Here is a 12,270-nt window from a genome sequence, read left to right on the forward strand (position 1 = left end):
TCGGTTAAGGATTCACCGCAGCGTAAAAGTACCGTACAACTCCATAAGGGGTTGCAAACCACCACTCAATTTTCTTTCATATCGGCGTTTGCAGGCAGATTCTCCGCATCCATACCGTCAGGCGCCGCAGCCAACGTATCCTGAACCGCATTTTCATGTGCCGTTGCCTGCTCTGCCAGAGAAGGGCTGATTGAACGTTTGATTTCCACGCCCAGATGACGAAATCCTTCCGCCTGACCAATGAGATTACCACGCCCGGAGGAAAGTTTATTCATTGACTGACGATAGCTGCCCTGTGCTTTATCAAGGCTTTGCCCCAATGTTTCCATGTCATCCACAAATAAACGCAGTTTATCGTACAGCCGTGACGCCCGTTCAGCGATCTGCTGTGCATGACGACTCTGCTGCTCATAGCGCCACAGATTATTAATGGTGCGCAACGCGACCAGCAACGTCGTCGGGCTAACCAACATAATATTGTGCTTTAGCGCCTCGCTGATCAACTCTGGCTGACGATCGATCGCGACCAGAAAAGCCGGTTCGACGGGAATAAACATAAGGACATAGTCCAGAGAACGCAGCCCCGGCAGTTGCTGATAATCTTTACTGCCCAGCATGCGGATATGACCGCGAACAGAAAGCAAATGTTCATTCAGTGCCGCCAGGCGATCGGCGTCATCCTCGCTATTGAAGTAGCGTTCATAGGCCACCAGCGACATTTTGGCATCAATGACCACATCTTTTCCCTGAGGCAAACGGACAATCACATCAGGTTGCATGCGGCTGTTAGTGCCGGTCTGTACACTGACCTGAGTCTGATACTCATAGCCTTCACGCAAGCCGGAAGCTTCCAGTACGCGGCTTAATACCACCTCGCCCCAGTTACCCTGAGTCTTATTGTCTCCTTTCAGGGCTTTGGTCAGATTGATGGCTTCGCGCGCCATCTGGGCATTCAGCTGTTGCAGATTACGGATTTCATGCGCCAGCGTATGCCGTTCGCGAGCTTCTGCACCAAAACTGTCCTGTACCTGACGACGAAACCCATCGAGCTGTTCACGCAGCGGCATCAGCAGACGATCCAGACTTTGTTTGTTTTGTTCGTCCACTTTGCGACCGCTGTGTTCAAAAATACGATTAGCCAGATTCTCGAACTGGGTCGTCAGGCGTTGTTCGCTGTTCGCCAGCAATCGCTGTTTTTCCTCCGCAGCCATGCGGGTTTCTTCCAGCCGGATGGTGACTTCCCGCAGTTCGGCTTCCTGCGCGCGGTTAATCTCCCGCAGCGTCCGCAGTTCCTGATTTAGCTGGCTGCATTCGTCACGCAGTTGCCCCAGCTGTTGCAGTTTTTCATGACTGGCCGACAGTTGGGCGTGTACGTTGCGTAGTTCCAGCTCGTTTTGCCGCAACCGTTGCTCGTCCAGTTGCTGAACCTGCCGGCTCTCCCCCAGCAATGTCTGCGTTTGCTGCAACGTCTGTTCCAGCAGGCGTTGTTCGGTGTCATGACGGGACAATCGCTGTTGTTGCATCAGGCTGGCAATCAGCCAACCCACCAGCAAGCCGACAGATCCCCCGCCCAGTCCATAAAATATGCTGATATCCACAATACCTCCGCAGCATCTACCTCTGTGCGTCAAGGTAAAATGATACTGTATGGATGTCCAGAGACAATTCGGGCTACGGGAACGTTTGGCAAGAAATTCGGTGAAAAATGCGAACGGTATTCAGGGAAATCGATGAAATATTTCAGGCCGGTACATTTACCGGCCTGAAAGTATGAATGACGGGTACGAATCAGCTCAGACGCTGCTTCGCATCACCGATGGCTTTCGCCACCTGCTGCGGGGATACGCCGCCCTGTGCGGCGCGCTTGTCCAGACAGGATTGCAGCGACAGGATCGGATAGACATCATCTGCGATAACTGGACTGAACTTCTGTAAGTCAGCCAACGATAGCGCTTCCAGCGCTTTACCCTGACGAATGGCTTCTACCACCGCCTCGCCGACAATATGATGAGCTTCGCGGAACGGCACGCCTTTAGCGACCAGATAGTCAGCCAGTTCCGTCGCATTGGCATAACCCTGCTCCGCCGCTTCCCGGCAGCGCGGTCGTTTCACCTGAATCCCTTCCAGAACCAGACCCGCCATCATCAGACAGTCATGCCAGGTATCCAGCGCATCGAACAGGCCTTCCTTGTCTTCCTGCATGTCCTTGTTATACGCCAGCGGCAACCCTTTCAGCGTCATCATCATGCCGGTTAACGCGCCCTGAACACGGCCGCATTTGCCGCGAATCAGCTCCAGCGCATCCGGATTTTTCTTCTGTGGCATCAGCGATGAACCGGACGTCACACGGTCAGAAAGCTCAACGAATGCCGCTTCACCGCTGTTAAAGAAAATCAGATCTTCGGCGAAACGGGACAAATGCACCATGCCGATTGAGGCGTCAGACAAAAGTTCCAATACATGATCGCGATCGGATACCGTATCCAGACTATTACGCGTCGCACAGGCAAATCCCAGCCAGCCAGCCAGTTGTTCGCGATCAATCGGATAGGCAGTGCCCGCCAACGCGCCACACCCTAACGGACTGACGTCCAGGCGCTTCAACGTATCTTCCAGACGGCTTTCATCACGTAGCAGCATTTCATGGTAGGCCAGACACCAGTGAGCAAACGTAACCGGCTGGGCCCGTTGCAGATGGGTATAGCCCGGCATCACCGCATCCTGATTCGCTTGCGCGGTGGTTACCAGCGCCTGGCGCAGCTGACGCACCGCCAGCAGCAGTTCGGCAATCTGCGCTTTACACCACAGTTTCAGATCCGTTGCGACCTGATCGTTACGGCTGCGCCCCGTATGCAGCTTCTTGCCCAGATCGCCGACTTTTTCAATCAGACGCTGTTCAACCCAACTATGAATATCTTCCGCATCACTTTGCAGGATCATTTCCGGGTCAGCCTGTACTTCAACCAGCAGCGCATTCAATGCCTGTTCCAGTTGCTGCTGCTCCTGCTCGCTGAGCACATTGACGGTCACTAATGCTTTCGACCAGCCAACCGAGCCGATGATGTCCTGCTCTGCCAGACGGTAATCAAACCGCAGTGAGTCATTGAACTGTTTAAACCGTTGATCTGCTGCCTGACTGAACCGACCGCCCCACAAAGCCATAACCATTACTCCAAGAATTCAAATAAATACGGGTATCGCATCATGCCATACCCAGAAGCGGCTTACGCTAAAATACGCGTACCGATCGCCACACCGTTAAACAGCGCAGGCAGTTGATCAGCATGACGCCAGCTGGCGATGTCCACCGGACGTCCCAGCGTACGCGCGGCATCCAGCGCGGCGTTAACCTTCACGATCATGCCATCGGTGATGATACCCTGCGCGATCAACTGCTCGGCTTTTTGCGCTGTCATCTCGGCAATACGCTGGCCTTTTCCATCCAGAATACCGCTGACATCCGACAGCAGGATTAAATCCGCACCCAGCGTTGCGGCCAGCGCGGTGGCCGCCTGATCGGCATTCACATTCATCAGATCGCCCTGTTCGGTAATCCCGATGGAGCTGACGACAGGCAAATAACCCGCTGACAGCAGCGTATTCAACAGTAGCGGAGAACCCGCTTCCGCTTTACCCACAAAGCCCAGCGCCTCATCCAACTGCGTGACCCTGGTGCTGTCGCCGTCCGCCAGACATAGGCCGACAGCGTTAATATCGTGTTTCTTCGCCCAGGACAGGAGCGTTTTATTTGCGGAACCGGCCAGCGCCCCCGTAATGATGTCGATCTGATCGGCGGGCGTGACGCGCAGGCCGTTTTTCTTCACCACAGGTAACGACAGTTTCTTCATCAGGTCGTCAACCAGACAGCCACCGCCATGCACAATTAACAACGGACGCTGGTGCGTCTGACGATAGGTGACCAATGCGGTAAACAGACGCTCCAGCGCCTCTTCGCTATCCAGTAACACGCCGCCTAGTTTGATAATTAACGGGTTCATTATGCTCTCGCGCCTCAGAATGATAAATTTTTGATCACAGTAAAGACTGGGTTTCCGGGAAACCAAAACGAATATTCAGGCATTGTACTGCCTGAGCGGCAGCGCCTTTCAGCAGGTTATCTTCCGTGGCGACGATGATCAGATGTTCGCCCTCAACGGAGAAGCCAATGTCACAGAATGGCAGACCGACGACAGATTTCAATGCCGGAACACCTTTCTCATACAAACGCACCAACGGTTTATCATGATAGGCATTATGGTAAGCCTCTGCGATATCCTGCGATGTTACGCCCGGCTGCAAACGGCAGGTGATCGTTTCCAGTATACCGCGGGCAAAATTACCGAGATGTGGCGTAAAGATGACCGGCGTACCAAGGTGGGTTGAAATCTCAGGCGCATGACGGTGGTTAAAAATGCCATAAGGCTGCAGGCTGACTTCACAGAAGCTGCTGGTTAAGGACGCTTTACGTCCGGCGCCGCTCACGCCGCTGACGGCATTGATGACCGGCCACTGCGCCGGATTCAGTAATTGTCCATCCACCAGCGGTTTCAACGACAGTTGTGCCGCGGTTGGATAGCACCCCGGCACCGCAATCAGCTGGGCGTGTTTGATACTTTCGGCCTTCCATTCGGCCAAACCGTATACGGCCTGAGCCAGCCAGTCCGTATGTTGATGTTCAAATCCATAATAGCGGGTATAGAAATCGGCATCCTGAACGCGGTAGGCGCCCGACAAATCAAAAACGGTGCAGCCGGCCGCCAGAAACTCGGGCGCCAAATCATGACTGACCTTGTGATCCGTCGCCAGAAACACCACGTCAACGCCTTTGGCGGCTTCAGCAACATGGGTCAACGGCTGTACCGGTAAATCGATAATGCCTTTCAGCTGTGGATGCAAATCGGAAATCAATTTTCCGGCATCAACACTTTGCGCTGAAACCGCCAAAGCGGTTATGTTCATCTGTGGGTGACGGTTCAGGTAGAGTGCAAGTTCTGCACCGGTATAACCACTTGCACCAACAATCAACGTATTCAGCATGGGATCCGTATACCTTCTTAATTTATCTATGTAACAGGTAACAGGGTTCACCAGCGTAAACACGCTGTTCACCCGCGAAGCTAAGCAAAGTGATGAATTCCTCGCCACCCGGTATCTTGTGGTTTCCTTTCACTTAGCGTTATTGTATTTTTATTCAAAATAAATGCATGAATATTGATACTATCCTAACCAGAGGCTGTCAACAGTGAAGATGAATTTACCCCCTTTTATTGAGCTATACCGGGCGTTGATCGCGACTCCGTCCATCAGTGCAACCGACAGCGCACTCGATCAAAGTAATCAGGCGTTAATCAACTTGCTGGCAGGCTGGTTTACCGATTTAGGCTTCCATGTCAATGTTCAACCCGTCCCCGGCACACAACATAAATTTAATATGCTGGCGCGGATCGGTGAAGGTAAAGGTGGTTTACTGCTGGCCGGGCATACGGATACGGTGCCTTTCGATGATGGACGCTGGACGCGCGATCCTTTCACGCTGACCGAACACGATAATAAACTTTATGGTTTGGGCACCGCCGATATGAAAGGATTTTTCGCTTTCATTCTCGACACGCTGCGTGACATCGACCCAACAAAACTGACGAAACCACTTTATATTCTGGCGACCGCCGATGAAGAAACCACCATGGCGGGCGCCAAATACTTCTCAGCATCCACGCAGATCCGCCCGGACTGCGCCATTATCGGCGAACCGACCTCGTTACAGCCGGTGCGCGCCCACAAGGGCCATATGTCCAGCGCGATCCGGATTCAGGGGCAGTCGGGCCATTCCAGCGATCCGTCCCGCGGTGTAAACGCCATTGAACTTATGCATGAAGCCATTTCGCATCTGCTGGTGCTGCGCAACACGCTACAGGAACGCTATCACAACGCGGCGTTCAACATTCCTTATCCCACCATGAATCTGGGCCACATTCACGGCGGGGATGCCGCCAACCGTATCTGCGCCTGCTGTGAGCTGCATATGGATATTCGTCCGCTGCCGGGGCTGACGCTGAATGACCTGAATGGCTTACTGGCTGACTCGCTGGCGCCAGTGAGTCAGCGTTGGCCGGGCCGGTTGACCATCAGCGAATTACATCCTCCCATTCCGGGCTATGAATGCCCGGCCGACCATCATCTGGTGTCGGTAGTGGAAAAATTACTGGCAACGAAAACCGAGGTGGTGAATTACTGTACGGAAGCGCCGTTTATTCAGGAACTGTGTCCGACGTTGGTATTGGGGCCGGGTTCTATCGATCAGGCCCATCAGCCGGACGAATATATTGATACCGCCTTTATCAAACCAACGCGGGAATTGATTGCGCAGGTCATTCAGCATTTCTGCCACCGCTGAGTGTGGCCGCCAATTGAGTGTGACCGCTAATGAAGCGGAGCCTGCGGGCTTCGCCTCTCCCTCCAATAAGCTCCCCTAATATCAGCGTGTTTGTAATTAAATTTCACAAATTGCCATACCTACATCAATGCGGGTAAAAAGATCCGCAGGTAGAAAATAGCGAGAACAAAGAATCGTCAATTGACGAATCAGACTTGTCGTGGCTAGATGAAAGAAGTGCAGAATGTCTGTCAAGTGAAACAAACTTACAAAAATAGAGAGATGGGTCAGGGTAAATATGAACGAACAATATTCCGCAATGCGAAGTAACGTCAGTATGCTCGGTAAGCTGCTTGGCGATACCATCAAGGAGGCATTGGGCGAAAACATTCTTGATAAAGTAGAAACAATCCGCAAGTTGTCAAAGTCCTCCCGGGCAGGCAGCGAGAAACATCGTCAGGAACTGCTGACCACACTACAGAATCTGTCCAACGATGAACTGTTGCCAGTTGCCCGTGCATTTAGCCAGTTTCTTAACCTGACCAATACCGCCGAGCAATACCATACCATTTCACCCCATGGCGAGGCAGCCAGCAACCCGGAGTTACTCGCCAGAGCATTCGATCGCTTAAAAGAAAGTAAGCATCTAACGGAAAGAGATATCCGTGATGCGGTGGAATCGCTTTCCATTGAGCTGGTACTAACGGCACACCCCACTGAAATCACCCGCCGGACGCTGATCCATAAGCTGGTTGAAGTCAATACCTGTCTTAAACAGCTTGATCATGACGATCTGGCCGATTATGAACGTAACCAGATTATGCGCCGTCTGCGTCAGTTGATTGCGCAATCCTGGCATACCGATGAAATCCGCAAAATACGGCCCACCCCGGTAGAGGAAGCAAAATGGGGCTTTGCCGTGGTTGAAAACAGTCTGTGGGAAGGGGTGCCTGCTTTCTTGCGCGAGCTGGATGAACTGCTGGAGCAATCGTTTGGTTACCGCCTGCCCGTTGAGGCCGTGCCCGTGCGCTTCACTTCCTGGATGGGGGGCGATCGCGATGGCAATCCGAACGTCACCGCCGAAATCACCCGTCATGTGTTATTGCTCAGCCGCTGGAAAGCCGCCGACCTGTTTTTGCAAGATATCCAGTTTCTGGTATCAGAACTGTCGATGTCCGAATGTACGCCGGCGCTGCGCAAGCTGGCTGGCGGCGACGAGGTGCAGGAACCTTATCGCGCCATCATGAAATCATTGCGCGCCCAGCTCAATACCACGCTGAGCTATCTGGAAGCCCGTCTTAAAGGCGAACAGCTGCTGCCGCCGAAAGATCTGCTGGTCAATAACGAACAGCTCTGGGAACCGCTGCATGCGTGTTACCAGTCACTGCACGCCTGCGGAATGGGCATCATCGCCGACGGCCAACTGCTGGATACGCTGCGCCGCGTGCGTTGTTTCGGCGTGCCGCTGGTGCGCATCGATGTCCGTCAGGAAAGTACCCGCCACACAGACGCGCTGGCTGAAATTACCCGCTACCTGGGTCTCGGCGACTACGAAAGCTGGTCTGAATCCGATAAACAAGCGTTCCTGATCCGTGAATTAAGCTCTAAGCGTCCGCTATTGCCACGCTACTGGGAACCGAGCGCAGACACCAAGGAAGTGCTCGATACCTGCCGCGTGATCGCCAAAGCGCCGCAAGGCTCTATTGCGGCCTATGTGATTTCAATGGCGCGGACGCCGTCTGACGTGCTGGCGGTTCACCTGCTGCTCAAAGAGGCCGGCTGTCCGTTTGCGTTACCGGTCGCCCCGCTGTTTGAAACGCTGGATGACCTGAACAACGCCGACGAGGTGATGACCCAACTGCTGAATATCGACTGGTATCGCGGGTTCATCCAGGGTAAACAAATGGTCATGATTGGCTATTCCGACTCGGCGAAAGATGCCGGCGTCATGGCGGCGTCATGGGCGCAATACCGTGCTCAGGACGCCCTGATCAAAACCTGTGAGAAAGCGGGCATTGCGTTGACGCTGTTCCACGGCCGCGGTGGTTCAATTGGCCGTGGCGGCGCGCCGGCGCACGCCGCGCTGTTGTCTCAACCGCCGGGAAGTTTGAAAGGCGGGCTGCGCGTTACCGAACAGGGTGAAATGATCCGCTTCAAATACGGCCTGCCTGAAGTCACTATCAGCAGTCTGGCTCTGTATACCGGCGCCATTCTGGAAGCCAACCTGCTGCCCCCGCCGGAACCCAAGCAGGAATGGCATGAAGTGATGAATGAGCTGTCCCGCGTTTCCTGCGATATGTACCGCAGATATGTGCGTGAGAATCCGGATTTCGTTCCTTATTTCCGCGCCGCCACGCCCGAACTGGAACTGGGTAAATTGCCATTGGGCTCACGCCCGGCGAAACGTCGTCCTAATGGCGGTGTTGAAAGCCTGCGTGCCATTCCGTGGATTTTCGCCTGGACACAGAACCGCCTGATGCTGCCCGCCTGGTTGGGCGCCGGCGCAGCCTTGCAGAAAGTCGTTGACGACGGCAAGCAGAAACAGCTCGAAACCATGTGCCGTGACTGGCCTTTCTTCTCCACGCGTATCGGGATGCTGGAGATGGTATTCGCCAAAGCCGACCTGTGGCTGGCGGAATATTATGACCAGCGACTGGTTGACAAAAAACTGTGGCCATTAGGGAAACAGCTGCGCGATCAGTTAGCTGCCGATATCAATGTGGTGCTGACGATCGCCAATGACGATCACCTGATGGAAGACCTGCCGTGGATTGCAGAATCCATTGCCTTGCGTAACGTCTACACCGACCCGTTGAACGTACTACAGGCCGAACTGCTGCATCGCTCACGACAACAGGAACAGCCGGATGCCGAGGTGGAACTGGCGCTGATGGTTACGATTGCGGGCGTCGCCGCCGGTATGCGCAATACGGGCTGACCGCCGAATTTAGCGCTGCGGTAACAGACAAAGGCCGGTCTAAAGACCGGCCTTTCAATCGCTCAAACCAGGTATTTATCCTGCAAGAACTGGCGAGCCCGGTTGTCCAACCCATATTCGGCCTCAAGCCAGCCATCGACAGAACCATGGCGCTCATAAATGGCCTGTAACGCCGTAACAATAAATTCTTCCTGCACCGACAGCACATAAGAAAACTGACCCAGCGCTTTTTCATTGAGCGTGTTGGCCAGATGCGTCACCAGTTGCTGACGGAAAGGAGCCAGTGTGGTGTCGGTCAACAGATAATCTTCCACCACCGTTTGCTCATCCGCTCCCAGCGCGAACATCACCAGCGCAGAACCAATCCCGGTGCGATCTTTACCCACGGCGCAATGCTGTACCAGCGCGCCTTCATCATCCGGCTGCATCAGCAATGCCACCAATTGACGATAGGCTGAGTTATCGAACGGTAAACGACGGTAAAGCTCCAGCATAAATGCCCGCGAATCAAACGCCGCCAGCACATCAGATCCTAACGAATCCAGATTCGCCGTCACTTCATGACGCAGAGGATTGGCCGGAAACGCATGGTAGTTCGCGCCAGACCAAAGTACATCGGGTTTACCCGCAATTTCGTCCTCATCCCGGTAATCAACGACGTGAGAAACCGGTACACCGGCAAGATATTCACAATCGGCATGACTCAGCAAATCCAGGGAACCGGAACGAAACAGTTTACCGTGACGGATAAGACGCCCATCTGCGGCGCGGTTCCCGCCCAGATCGCGGAAGTTAATCCCACCGTCCAGCGGTAATAAAGAAGGATGGAGCAACGTTGGTTCGGTCATATATCTCCTTGCGATTTGTTGTAATGGGCGAGCAACGCCACCGTCTGACGGTCAAACGGCACATCATGTCGGTCAACCAATAACAGATTATCAGGAGACGGGCGGGTATCAATGACGATCGCTCAATAAAACCCAGCCCAAAATGCGCTTAAACAGTACGCGGAACTACTCGGCAGCCAGCAATCGGCGGGCGGCATCCAGCAGAACCTTGATAACGGTTGTCTCAGCCAGTTTCATTGTCGCCACGTCAGGAATTTCCTGTTGGGTCCGGTTAACGATCACTCCGGCGATCATTCCGGCTTTCAGTCCCTGACTGGCGCACATGGTCAGCAGCGTAGCGGACTCCATTTCATAATTCAGTACGCCCATGCTTTGCCACTCCTCCATTGAACCACGGAAGCGGCGAACGACGCGACCAGAGAACGTATCATATCGCTCCTGGCCGGGATAAAACGTGTCGGATGATGCGGTTACCCCAATGTGCAGCGCAACGCCATCAGCCTTCGCCGCGTCAACCAGCGCAGTCGTACAGGCAAAATCAGCAACCGCGGGGAATTCCATGGGCGCGAAATGCAGACTGGCGCCATCGAGACGCACCGCCGCCGTGGTCACCAGCACATCACCCACGTTGATCCCCTCCTGAATCGCGCCGGTAGTACCGACACGCAGGAAAGTACGGATTCCGAGCTGAGCCAACTCTTCTACCGCGATCGAGGTTGATGGACCACCAATGCCGGTGGAGCAAACAATGACAGCCTTCCCATCCAACTCCGCACGCCAGGAGGTAAATTCACGATGCGATGCCAGATATACCGGGTTATCCATCAGACGGGCTATCTTTTCAACACGCTCCGGGTCGCCGGGAACGATCGCCAGCGTGGCGCCCTGTAAATCATGCTTTGTCAGACCGAGATGGAAAACATCAGATGTAGACATAACCGCCTCCCAGGCAATTAGTTGAGTAGTCAGAGGGATAAAAAAATTCTTCGACGTTGTACGGCATCGCGTCGCATTGCATAAAACAGCGTTCTGAACGTTTGACAGGGGAAAACCCGCAATCAGCAAGACTCTAACGTATTACCATGTTGTTTTTAGTGATAGACATCACTCATAAAAAGGAAACAAAAATCAGCATACATAAAAAACGTGATAATAATCACAAATAGAGGTGCCAAAAAACCGTTTACGCCGATGATGCCGCTTTTATTGTAGATTCTTTAATCATTGTTACTATTGGTTATGGCTGTGAATTTTCGCCGCCTGCCCAATACAGGAGATCGCCATGAAGACTGATGAGCCGACAGCCCTCAGACACCTGCCGCGAGGATTTTCTCCGGCGGTGACACCGCCAGCCTCCTCAACCATAAATACGGATACCTCGGACATTATCGCCGGTGAGACCACAATCCTTTCTCAGGGCGAGCAGTTGCCAGCTTACCTTGCCAAACCGGCCAATCAACCGGGACCTTTCCCTATCGTGCTGGTGGTTCAGGAAATTTTCGGCGTCCATCAATATATTCAGGACACCTGCCGTCGTCTGGCTAAACAGGGCTATATGGCCATCGCGCCTGAACTCTATTTCCGCCAGGGCGATCCCAGTCAGTACCATGAAGTCCAACAGATTCTGACCGAGCTGGTCTGCAACGTGCCCGATGCACAAGTGCTATCGGACCTCGATCATGCGGCAAATTGGGCCATCAGGCAGGGAGGCGACGCCAGTAAGCTCGCCATCACCGGTTTCTGCTGGGGCGGGCGTATCGCCTGGCTCTACGCCGCCCATAATCCGCAGTTAAAGGCCGCCGTCGCCTGGTACGGAAAATTCAGCGGCGCAAAAACGCTGAATAGTCCCAAACACCCTATTGATATCGCGACAGAACTCTGCGCCCCCGTGCTGGGGTTGTATGGCGCCAAAGATGGAGGGATTCCACTGGGCGATGTGGATAAGATGCGTCAGGCGCTGCGCGCCGCCAATGCGGATGCAGAAATTATTGTCTATCCGGATGCGGGACACGCATTCCATGCCGACTATCGCCCCAACTATCATGCAGAATCCGCACAAGACGGCTGGCAACGCATGCTGGCATGGTTTAAAAAATACGAAGTTTGCTAAA

9 protein-coding genes are annotated in these 12,270 nt (G+C 53.8%); 3 read left to right on the top strand and 6 right to left on the bottom strand.

What is annotated here, in order from left to right:
- Window positions 1–65: 65 nt before the first annotated feature.
- The 4 genes from rmuC to argC all read right to left on the bottom strand — a co-directional run bounded on the left by rmuC (window position 66) and on the right by argC (window position 5,037).
- The gene (rmuC, locus tag DDT52_RS10685; protein WP_136156337.1) at window positions 66–1,598 is read right to left on the bottom strand and encodes a DNA recombination protein RmuC; all 1,533 of its coding nucleotides are present in this window, start codon (window positions 1,596–1,598) and stop codon (window positions 66–68) included.
- 190 nt (window positions 1,599–1,788) lie between these two features.
- Window positions 1,789–3,162 (bottom strand): argininosuccinate lyase, encoded by a 1,374-nt coding sequence (argH, locus tag DDT52_RS10690; RefSeq protein WP_136156338.1) that lies wholly within the window; start codon window positions 3,160–3,162, stop codon window positions 1,789–1,791.
- Window positions 3,163–3,224: 62 nt separating this feature from the next.
- On the bottom strand, window positions 3,225–4,001 hold the full coding sequence (gene argB / locus DDT52_RS10695; protein ID WP_210732706.1) for an acetylglutamate kinase: 777 nt from the start codon (window positions 3,999–4,001) through the stop codon (window positions 3,225–3,227).
- Window positions 4,002–4,032: 31 nt separating this feature from the next.
- Window positions 4,033–5,037, bottom strand: a complete 1,005-nt coding sequence (gene argC, locus DDT52_RS10700; protein ID WP_136156340.1) for an N-acetyl-gamma-glutamyl-phosphate reductase — start codon at window positions 5,035–5,037, stop codon at window positions 4,033–4,035.
- 205 nt (window positions 5,038–5,242) lie between these two features.
- Between argC and argE the strand changes: the two genes are divergently transcribed.
- Both argE and ppc read left to right on the top strand, forming a co-directional pair.
- Window positions 5,243–6,394: an acetylornithine deacetylase gene (gene argE, locus DDT52_RS10705; RefSeq protein WP_136156341.1), complete on the top strand. Its 1,152-nt coding sequence runs from the start codon at window positions 5,243–5,245 to the stop codon at window positions 6,392–6,394.
- 277 nt (window positions 6,395–6,671) lie between these two features.
- Window positions 6,672–9,311 carry a phosphoenolpyruvate carboxylase gene (ppc, locus tag DDT52_RS10710; RefSeq protein ID WP_136156342.1) on the top strand — a complete coding sequence of 880 codons (2,640 nt, stop codon included), beginning with the start codon at window positions 6,672–6,674 and terminating at the stop codon, window positions 9,309–9,311.
- Window positions 9,312–9,373: 62 nt separating this feature from the next.
- Here the strand turns inward: ppc and DDT52_RS10715 are convergent, their stop codons facing one another.
- Together DDT52_RS10715 and udp are read right to left on the bottom strand one after the other, a co-directional pair.
- Window positions 9,374–10,159 carry a tyrosine-protein phosphatase gene (locus tag DDT52_RS10715; RefSeq protein WP_136156343.1) on the bottom strand — a complete coding sequence of 262 codons (786 nt, stop codon included), beginning with the start codon at window positions 10,157–10,159 and terminating at the stop codon, window positions 9,374–9,376.
- Window positions 10,160–10,324: 165 nt separating this feature from the next.
- Entirely contained in the window at window positions 10,325–11,095 is a 771-nt protein-coding gene (gene udp / locus DDT52_RS10720; RefSeq protein WP_136156344.1) for a uridine phosphorylase, read from the bottom strand.
- A gap of 346 nt (window positions 11,096–11,441) precedes the next feature.
- On the opposite strand from udp, the gene DDT52_RS10725 reads away from it, so the two are divergent.
- A complete protein-coding gene (locus tag DDT52_RS10725; RefSeq protein WP_136156345.1) occupies window positions 11,442–12,269 on the top strand; it encodes a dienelactone hydrolase family protein in 828 nt (275 codons plus the stop codon).
- The last annotated feature ends 1 nt before the right edge of the window (window position 12,270 follow it).

Source organism: Brenneria roseae subsp. roseae (genome assembly GCF_003115845.1).
In the GTDB taxonomy this organism is placed as follows: Bacteria; Pseudomonadota; Gammaproteobacteria; order Enterobacterales; family Enterobacteriaceae; genus Brenneria; species Brenneria roseae.